This is a genomic window from Pseudarthrobacter sp. N5 (assembly GCF_050157035.1).
Lineage (GTDB): Bacteria > Actinomycetota > Actinomycetes > Actinomycetales > Micrococcaceae > Arthrobacter.
Genome location: NZ_CP189593.1, coordinates 1,782,826 through 1,804,727, shown reverse-complemented (window position 1 = coordinate 1,804,727; position 21,902 = coordinate 1,782,826). Strand labels below are relative to the sequence as shown.

The 21,902-nt window shown below is 63.1% G+C and carries 25 protein-coding genes; 8 read left to right on the top strand and 17 right to left on the bottom strand.

Going from position 1 to position 21,902, the window contains the following annotated elements:
* Window positions 1–25 precede the first annotated feature (25 nt).
* The gene (locus tag ACQCST_RS08780) at window positions 26–1,393 is read left to right on the top strand and encodes a M1 family metallopeptidase (RefSeq protein ID WP_426998880.1); all 1,368 of its coding nucleotides are present in this window, start codon (window positions 26–28) and stop codon (window positions 1,391–1,393) included.
* Here the strand turns inward: ACQCST_RS08780 and ACQCST_RS08775 are convergent.
* From ACQCST_RS08775 to pheS, 4 genes are read right to left on the bottom strand one after another with little or no spacing between them, the layout of a single operon-like run.
* Complete coding sequence (locus ACQCST_RS08775) at window positions 1,386–2,021, bottom strand: 4'-phosphopantetheinyl transferase family protein (protein WP_426998879.1); 636 nt, start codon at window positions 2,019–2,021, stop codon at window positions 1,386–1,388. The two genes, ACQCST_RS08780 and ACQCST_RS08775, sit on opposite strands and share 8 nt — an antisense overlap.
* Window positions 2,022–2,079: 58 nt before the next feature.
* Window positions 2,080–2,349 carry a hypothetical protein gene (locus ACQCST_RS08770; protein WP_426998878.1) on the bottom strand — a complete coding sequence of 90 codons (270 nt, stop codon included), beginning with the start codon at window positions 2,347–2,349 and terminating at the stop codon, window positions 2,080–2,082.
* A gap of 3 nt (window positions 2,350–2,352) precedes the next feature.
* A complete protein-coding gene (pheT, locus tag ACQCST_RS08765) occupies window positions 2,353–4,911 on the bottom strand; it encodes a phenylalanine--tRNA ligase subunit beta (protein ID WP_426998877.1) in 2,559 nt (852 codons plus the stop codon).
* A 2-nt stretch (window positions 4,912–4,913) separates the two neighbouring features.
* Window positions 4,914–5,975 carry a phenylalanine--tRNA ligase subunit alpha gene (pheS, locus tag ACQCST_RS08760; RefSeq protein ID WP_426998876.1) on the bottom strand — a complete coding sequence of 354 codons (1,062 nt, stop codon included), beginning with the start codon at window positions 5,973–5,975 and terminating at the stop codon, window positions 4,914–4,916.
* A gap of 223 nt (window positions 5,976–6,198) precedes the next feature.
* On the opposite strand from pheS, the gene ACQCST_RS08755 reads away from it, so the two are divergent.
* Both ACQCST_RS08755 and ACQCST_RS08750 read left to right on the top strand, forming a co-directional pair.
* Window positions 6,199–6,645: a hypothetical protein gene (locus tag ACQCST_RS08755; protein WP_426998875.1), complete on the top strand. Its 447-nt coding sequence runs from the start codon at window positions 6,199–6,201 to the stop codon at window positions 6,643–6,645.
* Between the two features lie 2 nt (window positions 6,646–6,647).
* Window positions 6,648–7,301, top strand: coding sequence for an SIMPL domain-containing protein (locus ACQCST_RS08750; protein WP_426998874.1), 654 nt, complete (start codon window positions 6,648–6,650; stop codon window positions 7,299–7,301).
* A gap of 24 nt (window positions 7,302–7,325) precedes the next feature.
* On the opposite strand, the gene pcp is transcribed toward ACQCST_RS08750, so the two are convergent.
* On the bottom strand, window positions 7,326–7,967 hold the full coding sequence (gene pcp, locus ACQCST_RS08745; RefSeq protein WP_426998873.1) for a pyroglutamyl-peptidase I: 642 nt from the start codon (window positions 7,965–7,967) through the stop codon (window positions 7,326–7,328).
* A 45-nt stretch (window positions 7,968–8,012) separates the two neighbouring features.
* Here pcp and ACQCST_RS08740 point away from each other — a divergent pair, with 45 nt between their 5' ends.
* Together ACQCST_RS08740 and ACQCST_RS08735 are read left to right on the top strand one after the other, a co-directional pair.
* A complete protein-coding gene (locus ACQCST_RS08740) occupies window positions 8,013–8,603 on the top strand; it encodes a dihydrofolate reductase family protein (protein WP_426998872.1) in 591 nt (196 codons plus the stop codon).
* Between the two features lie 49 nt (window positions 8,604–8,652).
* Window positions 8,653–9,786, top strand: coding sequence for an Rv2578c family radical SAM protein (locus ACQCST_RS08735; protein WP_426998871.1), 1,134 nt, complete (start codon window positions 8,653–8,655; stop codon window positions 9,784–9,786).
* Between the two features lie 63 nt (window positions 9,787–9,849).
* Here ACQCST_RS08735 and ACQCST_RS08730 read toward each other — a convergent pair whose 3' ends face one another.
* Window positions 9,850–10,299 (bottom strand): (deoxy)nucleoside triphosphate pyrophosphohydrolase, encoded by a 450-nt coding sequence (locus ACQCST_RS08730; protein ID WP_426998870.1) that lies wholly within the window; start codon window positions 10,297–10,299, stop codon window positions 9,850–9,852.
* 175 nt (window positions 10,300–10,474) lie between these two features.
* Between ACQCST_RS08730 and ACQCST_RS08725 the strand changes: the two genes are divergently transcribed.
* On the top strand, window positions 10,475–11,683 hold the full coding sequence (locus tag ACQCST_RS08725) for an MFS transporter (protein WP_426998869.1): 1,209 nt from the start codon (window positions 10,475–10,477) through the stop codon (window positions 11,681–11,683).
* Here the strand turns inward: ACQCST_RS08725 and ACQCST_RS08720 are convergent, their stop codons facing one another.
* Window positions 11,684–12,610: a cation diffusion facilitator family transporter gene (locus tag ACQCST_RS08720; protein WP_426998868.1), complete on the bottom strand. Its 927-nt coding sequence runs from the start codon at window positions 12,608–12,610 to the stop codon at window positions 11,684–11,686.
* A 209-nt stretch (window positions 12,611–12,819) separates the two neighbouring features.
* On the opposite strand from ACQCST_RS08720, the gene ACQCST_RS08715 reads away from it, so the two are divergent.
* Window positions 12,820–13,089 carry a GlsB/YeaQ/YmgE family stress response membrane protein gene (locus tag ACQCST_RS08715; protein ID WP_426998867.1) on the top strand — a complete coding sequence of 90 codons (270 nt, stop codon included), beginning with the start codon at window positions 12,820–12,822 and terminating at the stop codon, window positions 13,087–13,089.
* 74 nt (window positions 13,090–13,163) lie between these two features.
* Here ACQCST_RS08715 and ACQCST_RS08710 read toward each other — a convergent pair whose 3' ends face one another.
* The 4 genes from ACQCST_RS08710 to infC form a co-directional block, all read right to left on the bottom strand.
* On the bottom strand, window positions 13,164–14,069 hold the full coding sequence (locus tag ACQCST_RS08710) for a TrmH family RNA methyltransferase (protein ID WP_426998866.1): 906 nt from the start codon (window positions 14,067–14,069) through the stop codon (window positions 13,164–13,166).
* Window positions 14,070–14,093: 24 nt separating this feature from the next.
* Window positions 14,094–14,768, bottom strand: coding sequence for a 50S ribosomal protein L20 (gene rplT, locus ACQCST_RS08705; protein WP_426998865.1), 675 nt, complete (start codon window positions 14,766–14,768; stop codon window positions 14,094–14,096).
* 118 nt (window positions 14,769–14,886) lie between these two features.
* The gene (gene rpmI / locus ACQCST_RS08700) at window positions 14,887–15,081 is read right to left on the bottom strand and encodes a 50S ribosomal protein L35 (protein WP_003798720.1); all 195 of its coding nucleotides are present in this window, start codon (window positions 15,079–15,081) and stop codon (window positions 14,887–14,889) included.
* 117 nt (window positions 15,082–15,198) lie between these two features.
* Entirely contained in the window at window positions 15,199–16,368 is a 1,170-nt protein-coding gene (gene infC, locus ACQCST_RS08695; RefSeq protein ID WP_426998864.1) for a translation initiation factor IF-3, read from the bottom strand.
* Between the two features lie 427 nt (window positions 16,369–16,795).
* On the opposite strand from infC, the gene ACQCST_RS08690 reads away from it, so the two are divergent.
* Window positions 16,796–17,182, top strand: a complete 387-nt coding sequence (locus ACQCST_RS08690; RefSeq protein WP_426998863.1) for a DUF1844 domain-containing protein — start codon at window positions 16,796–16,798, stop codon at window positions 17,180–17,182.
* A 127-nt stretch (window positions 17,183–17,309) separates the two neighbouring features.
* Here the strand turns inward: ACQCST_RS08690 and ACQCST_RS08685 are convergent, their stop codons facing one another.
* The 6 genes from ACQCST_RS08685 to hisB form a co-directional block, all read right to left on the bottom strand.
* Window positions 17,310–18,611 (bottom strand): MFS transporter, encoded by a 1,302-nt coding sequence (locus ACQCST_RS08685; protein ID WP_426998862.1) that lies wholly within the window; start codon window positions 18,609–18,611, stop codon window positions 17,310–17,312.
* Window positions 18,612–18,671: 60 nt separating this feature from the next.
* Window positions 18,672–19,541: an SseB family protein gene (locus ACQCST_RS08680; RefSeq protein ID WP_426998861.1), complete on the bottom strand. Its 870-nt coding sequence runs from the start codon at window positions 19,539–19,541 to the stop codon at window positions 18,672–18,674.
* 8 nt (window positions 19,542–19,549) lie between these two features.
* Window positions 19,550–20,296: a bifunctional 1-(5-phosphoribosyl)-5-((5-phosphoribosylamino)methylideneamino)imidazole-4-carboxamide isomerase/phosphoribosylanthranilate isomerase PriA gene (gene priA / locus ACQCST_RS08675; RefSeq protein ID WP_426998860.1), complete on the bottom strand. Its 747-nt coding sequence runs from the start codon at window positions 20,294–20,296 to the stop codon at window positions 19,550–19,552.
* 100 nt (window positions 20,297–20,396) lie between these two features.
* Window positions 20,397–20,555, bottom strand: coding sequence for a hypothetical protein (locus tag ACQCST_RS08670; RefSeq protein ID WP_426998859.1), 159 nt, complete (start codon window positions 20,553–20,555; stop codon window positions 20,397–20,399).
* Window positions 20,556–21,278 (bottom strand): imidazole glycerol phosphate synthase subunit HisH, encoded by a 723-nt coding sequence (gene hisH, locus ACQCST_RS08665; RefSeq protein ID WP_426998858.1) that lies wholly within the window; start codon window positions 21,276–21,278, stop codon window positions 20,556–20,558. It lies immediately after the preceding gene.
* Entirely contained in the window at window positions 21,275–21,901 is a 627-nt protein-coding gene (hisB, locus tag ACQCST_RS08660; protein ID WP_426998857.1) for an imidazoleglycerol-phosphate dehydratase HisB, read from the bottom strand. Before hisB ends, hisH begins: the two co-directional genes overlap by 4 nt.
* Window position 21,902 lies beyond the last annotated feature (1 nt).

The following is a 21,902-nucleotide window of genomic DNA, read 5'->3' as shown; positions in this document are numbered from 1 at the left end:
TTCGCAATAATTGAGGTCCCGCTCCATGAGTTCTACGGAAACACCAGATTCTGGCAAATTGACGCCCCGTGCCGCATCGGCCGAATCGGCGGACCCCTATATGCCAGGACATGGAACCGATGCCTTCAAGGTGTCCCGCTATGAACTGGACCTCGACTACAAACTCGCCAGCAACAGGCTCATGGGCCGCGCTGTACTGGATGCCGTTGCCCTTCGGGCCGTATCAGCCGTTGTGCTGGAGCTGGTGGGATTGCGGGCGGTCAAGGTTCAGCTGAACGGCCGGAAGGTCCGCCGGTTCAGCCAGCGGGCTGGCCAGCTGGTCATAGTTCCGGACCAGCCTCTCGTGGCCGGACACCCTTTCGCGCTGGACATACGGTATGAGGGGAATCCTGCACCCCGCAGGGGCCTCTGGGGCGAGGTGGGCTGGGAGGAACTTACGGACGGTGTGCTGGTGGCCGGGCAGCCCAACGGCGCCGCCTCGTGGTTCCCCTGCAACGATCATCCTGGCCACAAAGCCAGCTTCAGGATCTCGGTGACCACGGATGACAATTACCGTGCCGTCTGCAACGGTCTGCTGGTGGCACACAGCCGAAAGTCAAGCCGGGAAACCTGGGCCTATGAGCAGACTGAGCCGATGGCCACCTACCTGGCGACGGTCCAGATCGGCCGCTACGAACTGCTGCAACTGCACGATGCCCACGGGGCCGGGGGCGTCCCCCAATTCGTCGCCGTTCCGGCGGCGCTTGCTGCCACGGCCCGCAGCGGGCTGGCAAAGCAGCCGGACATGATGCGGACGTTCATCAATTGCTTCGGCCCCTATCCCTTCCAGGAATACACCGTGGTGGTCACTGAAGACGAGCTGGAAATCCCGCTGGAAGCCCAAACCCTGTCCATCCTGGGCCGCAACCATCTGGAACCGGAGTGGGAGAGCCAGCGCCTGATGGCCCACGAACTGTCACATCAGTGGTTCGGAAATTCCCTGACCGTCAGTTCGTGGAGCGATATCTGGCTGCACGAAGGTTTCGCCTGCTATGCGGAATGGATCTGGTCGGAGGAATCGGGGGTGATGAGCGTGGCAGACAGGGCCCGGGCGGCCTGGCGGAAGCTGAACACCAGCGCCAAGGACCTTCTGGTGGGTGATCCCGGTCCGGAGTTGATGTTTGATGACCGTGTCTACAAGCGTGGCGCGCTGGCACTCCATGCACTGCGCCTGCGGTGCGGGGATATCGCGTTCTTTGCGCTCATCCAGGAATGGACCCGTGACAACCGGCATGGATCCGTCTCCACTGCGGCGTTCATCCTGGCCGTGGATCGAGCTACAGGCCTGGATTCCGAACTATTGCTCCACTCGTGGCTGTTTGAAGAAGCCCTTCCGGAACTGCCCGTCAGCTGAGGGCGACTGCGGCCACCAGGCCGCCCGGAAGCCCGGTGGCAGCCGGCTGCAGGTCTTGGATCTGCGGACGGACGCGGACATCCACCGTGGCCGGCGAAACGAGCAGCCCCTCCCCTGTCATTTTCAGCCAGGCTTCCTTCCGGGCCCACAGCCTGGTTCGCTCAACCAGCAGTTCTCCACCGGCAAGGGAAGCGAGGCTGCTGCGTTCTGATTCCGTCAGTGCGATGGCATCGAACCCGGGAAAATCCATCCGTCTGGGGTCTTCAACGTCCACACCAAGCCTGACCCCGGGGGCGGGCTTCACAACGGCAGCCATCAGCGTCCAACCGGCAGCCCTGGATAAGCTCAGCAGCAGCGGCACAACGGTACCGTCCAACGAGTATCCGGGCCGGCCGTGCGGGACATCCGGCCCGCTTCCGCAGCGCGGACACCTGTAGTGGACGGTGAGTTCCGACGCCGGGACGCCGAGGAGCTCAGCCACCCACCGGCGCTGGGCTGCCCTGCCCGAGAGGAAGCGGTTGCGCACGTCCGGCAGCATGGCCGCAGCCCGCTCGAGCTCTGCCCTGTCGAGGGAACCCGGATCTGCCGGGGCGTAATGGAAGGCGCGGAACACCACATCTGCTGACATGTCTCCCGCGCCTCCTTTCCCCGCCGCTTCAAAATTACACGATGCGGCCGGTCCTGCTTCACGCCGGTGATGAAGTTAGACCGGTGGGAGTGAACTTCGTGCCGGCGTTGATGGACGCTCCGTTGGTGTGGATGGCACGGATATTCCGACTGCCGTCATAGACCGGGGCGCCGCTCTGACCGCCGGCGGTATCAATGGAGTACTTGGCGGTCGAGGACTGGTAACCGAACCAGCCGGTGGTTTTTCCCACGGTGCAGTCCGGCTTGACGCGCAGCAAAAAAATCCCCGCGGCCTGTTGGCCACGGGGATTAGTTTCGGGTCCGGCCATGTCTCAGCGCTGGACTGCTCCGAACCGTTCAAAGGCAACCGCCACCGCGTTTTCACGTGCAGAAGAAGCTTCGTCGGCGGTCAGCGTGCGGTCCTGGGCACGGAAGCGCAGGCCAAAAGCCAAGGATTTCTTACCTTCCTCGATCCCCTTGCCTGCGTAGACATCAAAGAGGGCTACATCTTCCAACAGTTCCCCGGCCCCATCGCGAAGTGCTGCCAGTACGTCATCTGCCGGAATATCCTGGGGCACCACAAGGGCGACGTCCTGGGTTGCCACGGGGAATCCCGAGATGGGCTGGGCGACGATCACGTCAGCAGCCGCCTCAAACAGAGCATCCGCATTGAACTCGAGGGCAATGGACCGCGGCGGCATGTCATGCGCCGCCAGCAGCTTGGGATGCAGCTCGCCAGCAAAGCCCACCACATCACCCGAACGCAATGAGAGCCGGGCCGCACGGCCAGGGTGGAACGCCTGGTGGCTGCCCTGGCTGACCACGATTTCTACGCCTAGGACATCCCCGGCAAGCCGGGCGATGTCCAGTGCGTCTGCCCAGTCCCACGCGCGGGGCGTGTGGGAAGCCGCCGCGGGCGAGTCATGGCCGGTCAGCACAGCGGCGATGTGCAGCGGCTGGTGGGGAACGCCGTCGTACAGTCCGTCAAGCACTTCATCGGAGGGCTTGACGCCCAGCGGGGGAATGGACGCCGTTCCCACAACGTCACCGGGCAGGAAGACCAGTCCGGCTTCGAAGAGTGCCAGATCGCGGAAACCGCGCGAGTGGTTGCGTTTGGCCACCTCGATCAGGCCCGGAAGCACTGAGGTGCGCAGGAAGCCCTGCTCTTCGCTGATGGGGTTGGCGAGCTTGACGGCCGGGCGCGGGGCACCTGACTCCGCGACACCGAACGTGTCGTTGGCGGCCCTGGACACAAACGGATAGGCCAGGACTTCGGTCAGTCCCGCGTCCGCCAATGCCTGCACCAGGCGCCGGCGCTGCTGCTGCGTCCGGCTCAGCCCCCGCCCGGGAGGTGCCACGGGCAAAGTTGCCGGGATGTTGTCGTAGCCCACCAGCCGCGCGATTTCCTCGGACAGGTCTTCCTTGGTTTCAAGGTCGCTGCGCCAGCTCGGTGCAGTGACGGTGTAGGAGATACCGGAACCGGATTCCTCAATCTTTTCAACAACAGCGCCGAGGTCCTCGAGGGACGTGACGATCTGTCCCTCGGTGAAATCAATGCCGATCCGTTCGGCGGCAAAGCCCGCCGGCAAGGCGATGGTCACGGGATCAGGCGCAGTCCCGACGTCGGTACCTGATTCATCAGCGGTGCCCCCGGCGAGTTCGGCCAGGAGGTCAACGACACGCTGCGCGGCGACGTGCGCGATGTGCCAGTCGACGCCGCGTTCGAAGCGCTTGGAGGCTTCCGACGGGAGCTTGTGCCGCCGTCGTGACCGGGCGATGGAAACTTCATCGAAGTGCGCGGCCTCGACGAGGATGTTTGTGGTTGAGTCCGAGACCTCAGTGTGGGCCCCGCCCATAACGCCGGCGATGCCGATTGCGCCGGAGTCGTCGGTGATGAGCAGGTCCTCGACATCGAGCGGCCGTTCCTTGCCGTCCAGGGTGGTGATCTTCTCCCCGGCCTTGGCACGGCGGACCACGATGTCGCCCGAGAGCCTGTCCAGGTCGTAGCAGTGGTTCGGCTGCCCGAGCTCCACCATCACGTAGTTTGAGATGTCCACCGGCAGCGAGATGGAGCGGATTCCGGCCAGCCGCAGCCGGGAGGACATCCATGGCGGCGTCGGCCTGGTGGCGTCCACGCCGCGCACGGTCCGTGCCACGAAGCGGTCGCTGCCGGGCTTGCCGTAGATGGGGGCGTCGTCGTTGAGTTTGACACCGTACCCGCCTGACAGCGACTCGGGCGGGTTGACCCTCGAGGCGGGGTCAGTGAAGGAAGTGCCCGTGGCGTGGGCGTATTCACGGGCCGCCCCGCGGATCGAGAACGCATAGCCGCGGTCCGGAGTGACGTTGATTTCGGCGGCTTGATCATAGAGACCAAGCAGCTCCAGGGCGTCGGAGCCTATCTCCGGATCCAGCCCGATCCGCGAAAGCACCAGGATGCCGTCGTGGTCCTCGCCGATCCCGAGTTCCCGGACAGAGGCAATCATGCCCGCGGACAGGTGTCCGTAGGTCTTCCGTGCGGAAATGTGGAAGTCGCCGGGCAGCACGGCCCCGGGAAGGGTGACCACCACCTTGTCGCCTTCCACGAAGTTGTGCGCGCCGCAGATGATGCCCTGCACACCGGAAGGATCAACACCTTCGCCGGTGAGGGTCTGCTCCGTGCCCTCGGGGACAATCCGGACCTGGCACCAGTTGATGGTCTTGCCGTTGGTCTGCGGTTCCTTGACCAGGCTCAGAACCTGGCCCACCACGACAGGGCCCCTGAGTGCATCCGTGGGACGGTGCACTTCTTCTTCTTCAAAACCGACCTTGACCAGTTCGGCCATCACGTCTTCGGCCGTTGATCCGGCCGGTACCTGCGCGAATTCACGCAGCCAGGAAAGTGGGATACGCACTGTTAGATCTCCATCCCGAAGTGCTCGCTGAAACGTACATCGCCTTCGATCATGTCGCGCATGTCGCCCACCTCGTTGCGGAACATAAGGGTGCGCTCAATGCCCATGCCGAAGGCAAAACCTGAATAGATGTCCGGATCGATGCCCGCGGCGCGCAGGACATTGGGGTTGACCATGCCGCAGCCGCCCCACTCGATCCAGCGTGGCCCGCCCTTGGCTCCCGGGTGCCAGATGTCCAGCTCGGCGGACGGCTCGGTGAACGGGAAGTAGTTCGGGCGCAGCCGGATCAGGGCTTCGTCACCGAACATCTGCCGGGCGAAGTGCTCCAGCGTGCCGCGCAGGTCCGCCATGCTCAGGCTCTTGTCGATGGCCAGGCCCTCGAACTGGTGGAACACGGGCGTATGCGTGGCATCCAGTTCGTCGGTGCGGAACACCTTGCCGGGGCACAGAACGTAGATGGGCAGCTCGCGTTCCAGCATGGAGCGGACCTGTACCGGAGAGGTGTGCGTGCGCATCAGCAAGTGCGCTTCTGGCGGCTCCACGAAGAAGGTGTCCTGCATTTCGCGGGCGGGGTGGTCCGGTTTGAAGTTCAGGGCGTCGAAGTTGAACCACTCGGATTCGACTTCAGGGCCTTCCGCGATTTCCCAGCCCATGCCAACAAAGATGTCCGATACGCGGTCCTGCAGCGTGGACAGCGGGTGGCGCGCACCTGCGCGGCGCCGCCGGGGCGCGGCGGTGACGTCAACGGTTTCCTCCACGAGGATCCGGGCATCGTTTTCGGCCTCAAGCACCACCGTGCGGGCCGCGAGCGCCTGGTTGACGCGTCCCCGGGAGGAACCCATCAGCTTGCCGGCCACCGCCTTCTGATCCTTGGACAGGCTTCCGATTTCGCGGTTGGCCAGGCTCAGGGGCGATTTCTCACCGGTGTGCGCGAGCCGCACGGCCTTGAGCTCATCCAGGGAGGCTGCACCGGCGATGGCGGCGATGGCGTGGTCTGCAGTGGCCGTGATGGCGGCTTCATCCAGAGGGTTCGGGACGGCAGCGCCCGGCAAAGTTTCAGTCATCTACTGTTCTTAGCTACGAGTCGGGTGGCGCCAGCGAGCGGTGCTACCGGGTGGTTTCCCGGCGGCGCGTCCATCACTGGCACGTCATCTTATGAGGTCATTCAATGACGAGGGCAGGCTTGCCGGAAGGTGACCAACAGGCAGTGTTCTCCAGTCTAATTGAATGGGCAGGGCACCCCCAACGCGCCGTACGGTGCGGCACTCCTGCGGCTACGATGGCCTCATGACATCCGGACAGCGGCTGAGGCAGATTGCCAATCTTGTCAATGCCTCCACCCTGCTCGGCTGGCTGCTGGCCAAAGCGTCCCGGACCACCATCACCCGAGGTCCCCGCGGTCTGGTGATTGCCAGCGGTTACCGGTGGCGCCTTCCGAACGCGGGGGCGTTCACCGTGGGCAACGTGGTGATCTTCCGGGCACGACCCGAGCACGCGCTGGGCAATCCGGTTCTGCTTGGCCATGAAGAGAAGCACAGTTCCCACTACGCATGGTGCCTGGGCGTGCCGTTTCCGGTGTTGTATTTCATCGCCGCGGCCTGGTCGAAACTGCGGACCGGCAATCCGGCGTCCGGGAATTTCTTTGAGCGCCACGCCGGCCTTGAAGCCGGCGGATACATCGACGTCACCCTGCGAAAGCCCGCTCCGGACGGGGCCGGCGGAAGAGAGGCCTAGCCATGACCGAGACTTCAAGGTCCGAAATTTCAAGGACCGTGACTGTAACCGGGTCGGGCAGTGCTGAGGCCGTCCCGGACCTCCTGACGCTGTCCATCGGGGTGGAATGCCGACGGGACACCGTTGGCACGGCGTATTCAGAAGCAGGCAAGGTTTCTGCCGCGGTTGCGGCTGCCCTCCGGCGGTTCGGTGTCGGGGACCCGGACATCAACACCACTGGACTCAACGTCCGCGCGGACCTCGTCTGGCATGAGGGCGAGGGCCAGAAAGTGACAGGATACGTGGCGTCCAGCGTCCTCAGTGTGCGGGTCCGGAATGTTGCCCGCTCGTCGGAGACCCTTGCGGCAGCCGTTGACGCCGGTGGCAACGATGTCCGGCTCAACGGGCTGGAGCTCGGTTTTTCCGATCCCGCGGCGGTGCTTGCAGTGGCCAGGGAAGCCGCCTGGCAGGACGCACTCGCCTCGGCACGTCAATTTGCCGGGCTGGCGGCAGCCGAGCTGGGTGGTGTGGTCTCCGTGACCCAGGTTTCGGCGGCTTCCGCTCCGGTGCCGCTCGCAAAAATCCAGCGCGCCATGGCCGCAGAAGCCATCAATGTGGAGGCTGGCGAATCCAGTGTCAGTTCAGCCGTCACGGTTGTCTGGGAGCTTCGCGGCTGACAGCCGGCGTAGCCGCCTTCGGTCCTAGTGGGTCGCTCCGGCCGCCATCCTGATATCCACGGTAGTGACCAAAGCAGTACGGACGACGACGGCGAGCGCCTGGGCCATAAGTTCCACGCGCATGGCGGGGGTACTTCTCCCCTGCGGCAACTGGGAGGGCTCGAAGGGAACGTGAATGAATCCGCCCCGTGCTCCGGGGCGGCTGTGCAGTTGATGCATCAGGGTATAAAAAATGTGGTTGCATACATACGTCCCCGCTGTCTGCGAAACCTCGGCGGGTATTCCCGCGACGTTTATTGCGTGCAGGGCCGCCTTGATCGGGAGCGAACTGAAATAGGCAGCAGGCCCGCCAGCCACAACTTCCGCGTCAACGGGCTGCTTCCCTGCATTGTCCGGAATCCTTGCGTCATCGCAGTTGATGGCCACCCGCTCCAGCGATATCCGCTCCCTGCCGCCCGCCTGGCCGACGCAGATCGCGAGCTCCGGGCGGAATTCGTCCAGGGCGCCACGCAACACGCTGGCGGATTCACCGAACACGCAGGGCAGCTCGACAGCCGCCACGGCCAGCCCGTCCGACTCCAGCAGAGTGCGGGCTTGCGTGACTGCGGTCCACGAGGGGTTGGTGGTTCCGCCGCCGAACGGTTCGAAGCCGGTGAGAAGAATCATGAGCACAGCCTAGCCGTGCCGCACCCCGCGGTGTTTGATGGTCGCATGGGCAAACTCGTTTACACAGGCATCACGTCACTCGACGGCTATGTGGCCGACCGGGAGGGCAACTTCTCCTGGAGTGCACCTGATATGGAAGTGCATAGCTTCGTCAACGATCTTGAACGGCAAGCCGGCACATACCTGTACGGGCGAAGGATGTACCAGGTCATGTCAGCCTGGGACAGCGACCTCAGCTTTGCCGATGCGCCGGCGTATATACGCGACTATGCGGAAATCTGGCGGTCTGCGGAGAAGATCGTCTTCTCCCGGACCCTCACGACCCCGTCAACTGACCGGACACGGATCGAACAGGAGTTCATCCCCGACGCCATCAGGCAGTTAAAGACTTCCTCGGAGCGAGACATTTCCATCAGTGGTCCTGCCCTCGCTGGGCAGGCCATTACTGCAGACCTTGTGGACGAGTACCGCCTCTTCCTTACCCCCTTCGCGGTGGGCGGAGGCAAGCCGTATCTGCCCGGCGGTGTCCGGCTCGAGCTTGAGTTGCTGGACCACCGCCGCTTCGGCAACGGTGTGGTGTACCTCCACTACCGCCAGCTAAGTACCCTCGACGGCGGCGCTGCGGACAGCGCCTGACCAGCGTGGGGCCTTGACTTAAATTCGAACATACCTTCGAATAGTAGTCATGAGATGGGACGCACAAGCACTCAGACCGGTTCCCGGAGACAGCAGCGGAAGCAGCGCGGCGGTGGCCGCCCCAGCCACGGCTGCACTGCTTCCGTTGGCCGGGCTTGTGCGTTCCGTTTCGACCCCCGAGTTCTCCGGAATCACCTTCCATGAGGTCGCCGCCAAATCGGTGCTCAACAAGGTGGTTGCCGGTTCAAGTATGCCCTTTGAATGGACGGTCAATCCCTACCGTGGCTGCAGCCACGCTTGTGTCTACTGCTTTGCCCGCAAAAGCCACACCTATCTGGAGTTCGACCCTGGACTGGACTTCGACAGCCAGGTAGTGGTGAAAATCAATGCCGCAGAAGTCCTCCGGAAGGAGCTCGCACGGCCGTCGTGGGGACACCATCACGTAGCACTGGGCACCAACACTGATCCGTACCAGCGGGCCGAGGGCCGTTACCGGCTGATGCCAGGAATCATCGGAGCCCTGGCCGACTCCGGCACTCCCCTGTCCATCCTGACCAAGGGCACTCTCCTGTCACGGGACATTCCGCTGCTGAAGCACGCAGCGGCCCAGGTTCCAGTAGGTGTGGGGATCTCACTGGCCATGACGGATGAGCAGCTCTCCGAAACCATTGAGCCTGGCACGCCTGGTCCCCGTGCCCGGCTGAAACTGATCTCGCGCCTGCGTGAGGCCGGGCTGCCCTGTGGTGTTATGGCAATGCCCATCCTGCCGTGGCTGTCGGACAGTGATGAAGCTTTGGATGCCCTGTTCGGTTCTCTGGCCGCCGCCGGCGCCACCGGCGTCACTGCGGGAGCCCTGTACCTCAAACCGGGTACCCGTGAGTGGTTCATGCAGTGGATTGCGGGCAACCGCCCTGAACTGGCCGGCCGGTACCGGCGGCTGTACGGCACTGGATCCTACGCTTCCAAGGAATACCGCGAGTGGCTGGCAGGCAGGGTCCGCTTCTTCAAGTCAAAGCACGGCTTCTCCGGATCTCAAGGCTTCAGCCACCGGGACGTCAATGACGATCCCCGGAACGACGAGGCACAATATCCGGCCGGCAGTCTCCCCCTGCCAGCGGAAGCCCACCGCGACGGGACCCGTCAGCACCCGGAGAGTACGGTCCTGCAGCCGACATTGTTCTGACCGTACGCCGCCGGAACACGAGCTGCGGCCGATGCACACCGGCCTGCCGGGGAGACCCACCGGTCAGGACTGTGCGGCGCCCGTGCGGGAGGCCAGAGTTTCCAGCAGCGCCCGGACAATCGGGAAATCGGCGGGTATCCAGGGAAGACCAAGAGCTTCGTCTGGGTCACCGAGCCGGATCCAGCGCAATTCATCGTGGTCCTCCAGCGGCCGGGGCTCGCCGTCGGCAATTTCAGCAAACCAGACGCGCATGGCCGCGCGTTCATTCAGGGGCCAGCCGGAGCCGGTTTCGGCAGGCAGTTCGCCGCCCAGCGTTATCCCTATGCCCAACTCCTCGCGGAGCTCGCGGTGCAACGCGTCCTCGTCCGACTCGCCGGTTTCAACCTTGCCTCCAGGGAATTCCCACATGCCGGCAAACTGCGGGGGTGCGGTGCGTCGGGCTACGAGGAGCACGGTGGGTTCCGCCAGGGAATCCAATACCGCGCCGCCCACTACGTTGATCAGTCCAGTCACGGCCCCAGTCTATGGGGGAGAATGGCTAAGCGGGTTAAGGCCAAGGTGCCAGGAAACCCTGAGCCTCAGCTCGGTTGTAAAAACTCGGCTGTAAAAATCAGATTTAATATTCCATGACTGTGCCATCTCCCCATGCGCCGTCCGGATATCCAGTTCCTTCCCGAAAAGCAGGCTCATGCCCATCACCGCACAGGCCACGTCCGCGCCAAAATCCGGCAGCAAAAATCCCGCCCTCGCCATCGTTTCCCTGGCCATGGGTGGCTTCGGCATCGGCGTCACGGAGTTCACCATGATGGGCCTCCTGAGGGAAATGGAGCAGGGCCTCAACATCAGTACTCCCGAGGCCGGGAATCTCATCTCCGCCTACGCATTGGGTGTGGTGGTCGGTGCCCCGTTGCTGGCTGCGGTGGGGGCAAAGCTTCCCCGGAAGCATCTGGCACTGGGCCTGATGCTCTTTTTCAGCCTGGCCAACCTGACATCATTCATCGCTCCCGATTACGGAAGCATGCTGGTTTCCAGGTTTGCCTCGGGGCTGCCGCATGGGGCATTCTTCGGTGTGGCTGCCGTCATCGCAGCATCACTCGTTGCCCCGACGAGGCGCGGCTGGGCCATTTCGATGGTCATGGCCGGGCTGACGGTCTCAAACGTAGTAGGTGTCCCGGTCGCCACGTGGGTGGGGCAAAGCTACGGCTGGCGGCTGCTGTTCCTCCTGGTCGGGGCGATCGGCCTGCTGACGCTGGGGATGCTTTGGAAGTTTGTTCCGTTCGAGAAAGCCCACCCTGACGCCAGCATCCGCCGCGAACTCGGGGCCCTCAAGAGGATTCAGGTGTGGCTTGCCATCTTGATCGGCATCGTGGGCTTCGGTGGTTTCTTTGCCACGTACACCTACATTGCGCACACCATGACCTCCGTCGCCGGCATACCGTCGACCCTGCTGCCGCTGGTGGTTGCGCTCTACGGACTCGGCATGGTGGTCGGCAACATTGTGGGAGGCCGGATTGCGGACAAGTCCGTGATGGGGACCATCTGCCGCGTATTGCCCGGCATTGCGGTTGCCCTGGTGGTTTATGCCGTTGCCGTGCACTGGCCCTGGTCGGCATTCGTGATGGTCTTTGTGGTGGGTGCCGCCGGATCCATGCTGGTCCCTGCACTTCAGACCCGGCTACTGGATGCATCACCGGATGCACCGTCGCTGGCATCTTCGCTGAATCATGCTGCCCTCAATGTGGCCAATGCCCTCGGTGCGTTCCTCGGTGGTGTGGTCATTGCCTGGGGTTGGGGCTATATCGCCCCTGCGTTGGTCGGAGCTGCACTGGCCGTGTTGGGACTGGGCGTTGCCGTGATCAGCGGCCTGCTGGAACGCCGCAGGCCACTGGCCACATAATTACGGAACGCGGGTCTCCTCACGCTGAACATCCGGCTCAAGGTAGATGACCCGGGCAATCGGAACAACTGCACGGATGCGGGCCTCGGCGTCGTCGATTGCCGTGGCGATCTCCCGCCCTGAATCCGCGGCACCGACCGTGATCTTTGCGGCCACCAGGAGCTCCTCAGGGCCCAGGTGCAGTGTCTTCAGATGGATGATGCGGGTGCCGTCGGCTTCAATGGCTGCCTGGATCTTGGCGGAGTCGTCGTTTGTGGCTGATTCGCCCAGCAGCAGCGATTTCGTCTCCACCGCGAGCACCACAGCGATAGCCACAAGCAGCAGGCCGATCATGCCGGTACCCAGTGCATCCCAGATGCCGTCACCAGTGATGAGCGTCAGCCCCACGCCGAAGAGCGCGAACACCAGGCCCACAAGGGCGCCGAGGTCTTCCAGCAGGATAACGGGGAGTTCGGGCTGCTTGGCGGTCCGGACGAAACTCACCCAGCTCTGCCTTCCCCGGATTTGATTGGATTCGCGGATCGCGGTGCGGAAGGAGAATGACTCCGCAACGATAGCGCCGAGCAATACGGCAAGGGGCACCCACCAGAAATCGCCTTCAATGGCATGCGGGTGCTGGATCTTTTCCCACGCTTCGAACAGCGCGAACAATCCGCCGACACTGAACAGCACGATCGACACGATAAACGCGTAGATGTACCTTTCGCGGCCATAGCCGAACGGATGTTCCGGACTGGCTTCCCGTTTCGCCCGCTTGCCGCCAACAAGCAGGAGCACCTGGTTACAGGAGTCCGCCAACGAGTGGATCGCTTCAGCCAGCATCGAAGAGGACATTGTCAGGACGAATGCAACGAATTTCAGTACAGCAATAGTCAGGTTTGCCGCCAGAGCCGCAACGATCGCCTTGGTACCGCCATTTGCAGCCAAGTTGGCTTCACCTCTTCAGGAGTTCCGGAATCATTCAGGGCAGCAGCCAGTCCGGCACCGCTCCCCTCCATGGAATACGCTACCGCCCCCATCAAGTCGACACGTACCAAGTCGAAACAATAAGTGTGCTGACAATCGAAACGCGCTGTGTTAGCTTGAAGTTCTCAAGGGACAGTCAATGCAGTCCCGCCAGAATTGTAGGAGGAGATATGGGCTTTCTCGGATGGATCATTCTCGGACTTATCGTGGGCGCCATCGTTAAGGCAGTAATGCCAGGCAGAGTCGGCGGCGGCTGGGTCACCAGCCTCATACTCGGTGTCGTCGGCGCAATTGTCGGAGGTTGGATCGGCGATCTGCTCTTCGGCGGCGGCAAGATGGAATTCTGGAACATCGGTTCCTGGTTACTCGCGATCGTCGGCGGCTTCGTTGTTGCAGGCATCTACGGTGCAGTCACTGGACGCAGCAAGACCACGTCCTGACCTTCAGCATCCCTCAACGTTGCAAAAAGAAAGTCCCCGGCGAAAAGCCGGGGACTTTCTGCTTTGTGCTGACTTCAGTCTGCCGGCGGACCCTGTTGAGAGCGCGCACTTGCGTAGAGGCACACGGTAGCGGCTGTTCCAAGGTTCAGGCTCTCCGCGGCACCGTACACGGGCACAGCAACCCTGTGATCCGCCAGCGCCAGTTCGGCTTCTGAAAGGCCCTGGGCTTCATTGCCGAAGAGCCAGGCCGTGGGATTCTCCAGCGGATAAGACGAAGTGCCTGTGGAGCCTGCAAGCCGGCGGGCGGCGTTTTCATCCTGGAGCCGGTCCAGGTTCACCTGTCCATAACCGTCGGCAGCGAGGACACCCATCCCCCGCGACCGGCATGCGGCCACGAGCTCTTCAACATCGGCCCCCAGCACCACTGGGAGGTGAAATAACGAACCCGCCGTTGAACGGACTGCCTTCGGGTTGTAGATGTCCACGCTGGATGCCGTCAGGATCACGGCATCGGCTCCGGCTGCATCCGCCGCCCGCAGCACTGTGCCTGCGTTCCCCGGGTCCCGCACCTGGCAGAGCACGGCGACAAGGCGCGGGCCGGCGTCAAGGACTTCCGAAAGGCTCACATCCACAAAACCGCAGACGGCAACGATGCCCTGCGGATTCACGGTATCCGCCATGGCCGCCAGGACATCGTCAGTTGCCAGCCAAGCGCTGACCCCTTCAGACAATTCCTCAAACTCCGGGTAGCGGTCCAGGCAGCTCGCGCTCGCGAAGACCTCGTGGACCACGCCGGGCTCCCCCGCCACTATCCGCCTCTGGTGAAGCCTCAAGGCTTCACGAACGGCCTGCGGTCCTTCTGCCAGAAACTGCCCGCGCCTTAAACGGGCCGGGCGCCCTGCAAGCTTCGCCACATCCCTGACCCGATCGGCTCGGGGGTTGGAAAGTGGAAGATCTTGCGGGCGCCCGGTTTCGTTCATATAAGAACTTTAGTGGCTGTTGCCTTAGTCCTTGATCTGCTGCCGCGCTTCGCCACCGGCCGGCTCGAAACCGGCAGCCTTTGCGGCCTCAGCGGTGGAGAACCAGTACTCAGCAACAGTGACGTCGTACCAGGTGGAACCCGGAACGTGGTACTTGTTGGACTCAGCGTTGCCCTTGACGGCGTGGCCTTCCGGAGCTTCTTCGCCTTCAACAGCGACGATAGCGCCTTCGATGGCGGCCTTCTCAGAAGCGGCAGCTTTGGCAGCCGGAGCTTCCGCAGCCTTTGCGGCCTTGGTCGCCTTCGGAGCTGCTTCAACGGCAGCGGCCGGAGCCGAGGTGTCAGCCGGCAGGGAATCCTTGGCGATCTTGACCAGTGCGGCGAAAGCGTTGGCGTCAGAGACAGCCAGCTCGGCCAGCATACGGCGGTCAACCTCAACCTCAGCGGCCTTCAGGCCCTGGATCAGACGGTTGTAGGTCAGACCGTTGGCACGGGATGCAGCGTTGATTCGCTGGATCCACAGGCGACGGAAGTCACCCTTCTTCTTCTTGCGGTCGCCATAGCTGTACACAAACGAGTGCAGCAGCTGCTCTTTGGCTTTGCGGTACAGGCGTGAGCGCTGTCCACGGTAGCCTTTTGCGCGTTCGAGAATAACCCGGCGCTTCTTGTGGGCGTTTACCGCCCTCTTCACACGTGCCACGTGCGTACTCCTTCAGAATTCTGATCCCAAGCGTCTATTGCCGGTAACCCGGCCGGCCTGAGAAGCCTTATTGACAGTTGACTGATGCCAGGTGGCAGTCAGTCAGAGAACTTGGAAATTAGATGCCGAGCATCTTCCGGATGACCTTGGCGTCGCCCTTGAAGACGATCTTGTCGCCGGCGAGGCGGCGGGTCAGCCTGGAGGACTTGTGCTCGAGGTAGTGGCGGCGGTTGGCCTGCTGGCGGCGCAGCTTGCCAGTACCGGTCAGCTTGAAGCGCTTCTTAGCACCGCTGTGGGTCTTCATCTTCGGCATGGGAACCGATCTCCTTACGTATCCGCAGACATTGTCTGCAGTTCTTTCGAGCAGCCGCCCCTGCGGGCGGCGTGCTGGTTGCTGGCTGCCGGAAGGGTGTGCCTTCCGCAGTTTTGACTAGGTGGTCTTCTTGCTGGCCGGTTTGGCGGCGGCCTTCGGTACAGCAGGCCTTGCGGCCGGCTTGGGGGCAGCGGGCCTTGCCACCGGCTTCGGCGGACCAGGAACAGCTGCCGGCCTTGGCACTGCCGGAGCGGCCGGAGCGGCTTTCACTGCTGCGGGCGCAGCCTTCACCGCTGCGGGTGCCATCGAAGCAGGTTTCCCCTCTGGTGCAGGGGCAACCCCGACAGCTGCAGGCCTGGAGGCCTTCGGAGCAACAACCTTAGGTGCCTCCTGCTTCGGAGCAACAACCTTAGGTGCCTCCTGCTTCGGAGCAACAACCTTAGGTGCCTCCTGCTTCGGAGCAACAACCTTAGGTGCCTCCTGCTTCGGAGCAACAACCTTAGGTGCCTCCTGCTTCGGAGCAACGACCTTAGGTGCATCCTCAGCCGGCGCGGCGGCTGCAGGCGCTTCGGGAGCCTCGGCCACGGCGTCGGCACCAGTACTTGCGTCACTGACCTCAACCTGAGCCTCAGCTGCAGGCTCGGTTACGGTTTCTTCAGCTGAGATGACGAAGCCCTCGGGGAGCAGATCAGCCAATGACTGGGTGAGCGGAACCTGGTCGTCGCCGGAAACATCAACGCGTCCGGATGACCTGGCTTCGTTCTGTGCCTTGGCTTCCGCACGCTGCGTTGCGCGCCGAGCTTCTGCTTTAGCCTCAGCCTTGTTCTTCAGCGGCCCGACAACCATAACCATGTTGCGGCCATCGATACGCGGGCTGGACTCGACTACGCCCACTTCGGCAACGTCGTCGGCGAAGCGCTGAAGCAGACGGATACCCATTTCAGGACGCTGCTGTTCACGGCCGCGGAACTGGATCATTGCCTTAACCTTGTCACCGGCTCCGAGGAAGCGCAGTGCATGGCCTCGTTTGGTCTCGTAGTCATGGGTGTCGATCTTCAGCCTGAAACGGATTTCCTTCAGAACAGTGTTGGTCTGGTTCTTCCGGGCTTCACGTGCCTTGACAGCGGCCTCGTACTTGTACTTGCCGAAGTCCATCAGCTTGCACACCGGAGGCTTGGCCTGCGGTGCAACTTCAACGAGATCAAGATCGGACTCGGCAGCCAAACGCAGGGCATCCTCAATACGGACAATTCCTACCTGTTCGCCTGCAGGGCCGACCAGCCGCACCTCGGGGACGCGGATACGCTCATTGATTCTTGGCTCGCTAATGTTAAAGCTCCTGTGATTGTTGTGGGTATTCCACCGGCAAAATAGAGAAGGCCCCCAATTGCCGGAGCAATCGAAGGCCTCGAAGATCGGAAGTACCTGCCTCCGAAGAGACGGCACACATACCCTGCAGGCTAATGCCTGAAAAGATGCCCGACCAGGTACCCGGCAACCTTGCTTCCCAGAAATTGCTTTCTGTTGGGAAAACGGCTGACGCGGGTGGGAGAGAACTCCGCTTGCAAACTGAATACGATTCTACCGAAGATCACCACGTCACGCACATCGGCGAAAGTGGCCTCCACACATGCTTTTCACACAGTGCTTTACACACGGTGCCTCACACACGGCAAAATAACGACATCCAGTCGGTCTGTGACAAGCTTACCGTATGAGCACTTCAGACAGTAATTCACACGTTTACGCGCCGGCCGAAGCCACGGCGGACGTCACCCCGCAGATCCGCGACATCGCCGAAGTACCGGCCATCGAGGTCATCACCACGGCCGCCGTTCATCTTATGAGTGCAGCTGCCGTCAAGCTCGGCCTCGCAGCGGAAGACAATGCCGCAGAGCTCAAGGACCTTGATGAGGCACGGAAACTGATTACCGCGCTCGCCGGGCTGGTCACTGCCGCGGCCCCTGAAATCGGCTCGCAGCACGCCGGGCCCTTGCGCGACGGATTGCGCTCCCTGCAGCTTGCTTTCCGCGAAGAATCCGCTATCCCCGACGCACCGGGCAAGGGCCCGGGTGAAAAATACACAGGCCCCGTCAACTGACAGCAAGCCGGCTGGGAGCAGATCCAGCACTGAAACCACGACGACGTCCAGCGAACCTGCATAGGGTCCGCCCGGCGTCGTCGTTGTTTGGTTATTTGACCGCTGTTTCCGGGGACGTCGCCGTCGCTTAGATCCGGCGAGTTGCCGCCCGCCGGCGCTGCTGCAGCGCCAGCCCGACCAGACACAGCAGGACGCCGGCGGCACCCACCGAGACGAAGCCGGCTGACGGTCCGATTCCATCAATGAAGACCCCTGCCAGCGGTGCTCCGATAGCGACGCCAGCGGTGAGGGCGGACCCGTACCAGCCCATGGCCTCTCCGCGGCGTGCCTCGTCCACCAGATCGGCCACCTTTTCCGAGGCAGCCGAGAGCACCGGCGCGCACAGCAGCCCCGGAAGAAGGGACAGCAGGGCAAGGGCCCAGGTGTCGTTTGCGAAGCCCATCGGAATGGTCAACGCTGCCATGCCGAGCAATAGCAGCATCGGCGATACCGGCCGGTGCATGGCTCCGTAGATCAGACCGCCCACCACCGACGCCGCGCACCAGAATAGGAAAACCAATCCGATCTCACCCTGGTGTCCACCGGTTTCAAGCGCCGCTACGATCCCCACGTCCGTACCGCTGAGCACCATTCCCGTGCCAGCGGCAACTGCGAAGACTGCTGATACCGATGCGGTGAACCAGATGAAGTTATGGACTACCCCGGCACGGATACCGGAGCGTCTCCTGCTGCCTGCGGCTGCGGGCCGCAGATCTGCTGCCGCCTCCTGCAGGTGCCCCGGAGCCGCAGCCACAACAGCCACCTCGGCAGCTTCCTGCTGGTCCGCCTCGCACTCCGCATCCGTAATCGCACTCCGTGTGGGCGGGTTGAACCACATTAAAAAGAGACCGGCAAGAGAGGTGGAGATGCCCACCACTGTCAGGCCCGCCACTGAAAATCCGCTGGTGGCCACAATGGCGCCGGCAGCCGGACCGATCATAAAGACCATCTCCGTGCTGATGGCGTCCAGGGCGAATGCCGTTCTGCGCTGCGTGCCATCCGCCAGGACGCCCAAGGACTGGCGCACCACACTGAAAATCGGAAGTGTCAGCAGTCCGCCAACGAAGACCAGCGGGAGCAGCCATTGATAGGACACACGCGGAACCACCGACCAGATGACTGCCTCGGAAACAACGGACGGAATCAGCGCCTTGCGCAGTCCAACGTTGTCAACCCGGCGTCCCCGCCAGGGCGCTCCGACGGCGATGCCGATGGTCATCACTGCAGCGGCCGCACCCGCAGCCGCATAACCCTGGTCCAGGGTCAGTACGATGTGCAGGGTAAGCAGTACCCCGGCAGCGGAATGGGGTATTCGCGCGATCATGCCGACCACCAGCAGCCGCCGGATGGGCCGGATGACCATCAGCTCCCGGTATAGCGCGAAATTCACTGGCTACTTCCTTCAATCCGCCGCGGCAGAACGAAGGATGATCCCCCAATGTACCGTCAGCTAGTCTGCTGCGCGTTTCAACGTGACTTCGATCGAGTCAACACATTCACCAAACAATACATTCCGGGCCCACGTCTGGTGGAGTCCACTCACCAGCCCCTGGACAGCTGTGGCGTCCAGGCCGTCGTCAAGGTACAGCACCACGCGAAGTTCAGGACCGGGTCCCCCGCCGGATACCGGAATTCCCCGGCCCGTCGAGGAGCCGACGCCGCTTCCGGGAAGGATTTCAAGTCTCCGCACGGCCGGTGTGCCCGCGGCCGCAGAGCACATGGCAACGGCCAGATCCGGATCTGCGTAGGACGGGAGCCACGGCTGCTGTTTGGCCAGTGCCCAGACTGCCGGACGGCGGACGACGAAAGTGACGTCGGATCCCGGATCAATCACCAGCAGTTCCGCCCCTTCGGCCACGGCCGACAGTGCTGCACGTGCTGCATATACTGCCACCGGCCTGGCCTCCGGGTGCCATGATGCGAGGGACGCGGCCGACGTGAACACCGGCAGTGCCGTCCGCCCGTCCGGCGCCTTGAGCGTCACCAGGGCCATGTCGGCCTGTTTATCGGCATGGAGCCCATCCACGCCTTCAGCATCTTCGGCAAGCTGGGCAACAATGGGCACGAATATGCGCGCGCCGGCGAGAGAAGCCACCACAGCGGCCTCGTCACAGGCGCCCTCAAGCAGCCCCGCGATGGAGGCAAGGTAACCGGCGTCTGCGGCGCCGTCGTCGTCCTGGAAGTTGTGGATCTCAGCGTCTTCACCGGCCAGGCTTCGTCCGGCCCACGGACGTCCGGCAGAATCTGCCTGGCCGCCGGCTCCGGCCAGGGCTGCGGCAATGTGACCCGGCAGGTGCCGTGGCGGCAGTTCCTCAACCATGATGGACTTTAGCGGCGGCCGGCGACGTCGAGCGCGTCTGGAAGGGTGAAGGCGCCGGCGTAGAGGGCCTTGCCGACGATTGCACCCTCCACGCCCAACGGGACCAGGGCGCGGAGCACCTTGAGATCCTCAAGGCTGGAGATGCCGCCGGAGGCCACCACGGGTTTGCCGGTCTTTTCGACCATCTGGCGCAGCAGGCCAACGTTGGGACCTTGGAGGGTTCCGTCTTTGGTGACGTCCGTGACGACGTAGCGCGCGCACCCCGCCTCTTCAAGCCGGCCAAGGACGTCCCAGAGATCCCCGCCTTCCTTCGTCCAGCCGCGGCCGGCCAGAGTGGTGCCACGGACATCGAGTCCGACGGCGATCTTGTCACCGAAGCGTTCAATGGCTCGGCGGGTCCACTCAGGGTTCTCCAGCGCAGCCGTACCGAGGTTCACCCGGGCCACGCCCAGGTCCAACGCCGCTTCCAGCGATTCGTCGTCCCGCAGGCCGCCGGAAAGCTCAACCTTGATGTCCAGCCGCCCGACGACTTCACGCAGCAGTTCAGCATTCGAACCACGTCCGAAGGCGGCGTCGAGATCCACCAGATGCACCCACTCGGCGCCCTGCTCCTGCCAGTTGAGGGCTGCGTCCAGCGGAGTGCCATAGGCCGTCTCACTGCCGGCTTCGCCTTGGACCAGACGGACGGCCTGCCCGTTTACGACGTCGACGGCGGGAAGCAGTTCAAGTACCGGCAGCTCGGTTGCGGTGGTCATCTCAAATCCTCAGTTTTTTCGGGTAGCTGTTGGTCGGGTAGCTGTTGGTCGGGTAGCTGTTGGTCGGGTAGCTGTTGATCGTACAGAAAGCGGTGGCGGGCTAGTTGCCCGGCAACGTCAGAAGATAGGCGGCCAGCAGGGACATCCCCGCCAGGACGTAGAAGGCGATCTGCGTCCACAGCGGCTTGTCTTGCTGCCTGAAGGACAGGGCTCCGCCCACAAGCAGACCGGCAAGGCCCATCAGGACAATGGACCACATTCAGGCGTCACGTTCCTTGCGGAGCCCGTCAACCCAGTTGCGCAGCAACCGCGCTCCAGCGTCCCCGGACTTTTCCGGGTGGAATTGGGTGGCACACAGCGGTCCGTTTTCCACCGCAGCGATAAAAGGTGCGCCGTGCTCAGACCAGGTGACCAGCGGTGGCGCCATCCGCGGCTGAAGCACCTCAAAATCCCATTTCTGGACACCATAGGAGTGGACAAAATAGAAGCGTTCATCCTCCACACCCTCAAAGAGCCTGGAACCCTCGGGAACCTTGACCGTGTTCCAACCCATGTGCGGGACCACCTCGGCGGGAAGCAGCTCCACTTTGCCGGGCCACTCCCCCATGCCTTCCGCTTCAGTTCCGTGCTCCACACCGGCTTCGAAGAGCACCTGCAGCCCCACGCAGATCCCCAGAACAGGGCGACCGCCGGCAACGCGCCGGCCAATCATACGGAGCGCGTCCACTGCTTTCAGCTCACGCATTACCGTCTCGAAAGCACCCACACCGGGCACCACAAGGCCATCCGCGTTGAGAACGTCCCCAGGTGTTGCACTGAGGATGACAGCAGCGCCGGCGCGTTCCAGCGCGCGGACTGCTGAACGGACGTTGCCCGAGCCATAGTCCAGCACAGTGACCGTGGGCTTTCCGTCAGACGATGCCGGTTTGACGGAGGTCTCAGGATTAACAATGGCGCCGTCCCTCACCACTTTGCCGGTCACAGGGCGCCTTTGGTGGAGGGAATGCCGTCCACCCGTGGATCCGGTTCCACGGCAGCACGCAGCGCACGGGCAAAGGCTTTGAACTGTGCCTCGACGATGTGGTGCGGATCGCGGCCCGCGGTGACGTTCATGTGGAGGCATATGCCCGCATGCAGGGTGATCGCTTCGAAGACGTGGCGGGTGAGCGAACCAGTGAAATGACCGCCTATCAGGTGGTATTCCTGGCCGGCCGGCTCCCCGCCGTGCACCAGGTAAGGGCGTCCGGAAACGTCCACAACGGCGTGGGCCAGAGCTTCATCCAGCGGAACCGTTGCTTCGCCGAAGCGGCGGATGCCCGCTTTGTCGCCCAAAGCCCTCCGGAGAACTTCGCCGAAGGTGATAGCCACATCCTCAACGGTGTGGTGGACGTCAATGTGGGTGTCGCCGGTCGCCCGGACCGTCATGTCGATGAGGGAGTGTTTGCTCAGAGCCGTCAGCATGTGGTCGTAAAAAGGAACCGAGGTGCTGATGTCCGATACTCCGGTGCCGTCGAGGTTGATCTCCACCAGGACAGAAGATTCGCTGGTTGCGCGCTCCATGCGTGCTGTCCGTGCCCCGGCAGCATTGGATCCGGTAACGCTCATG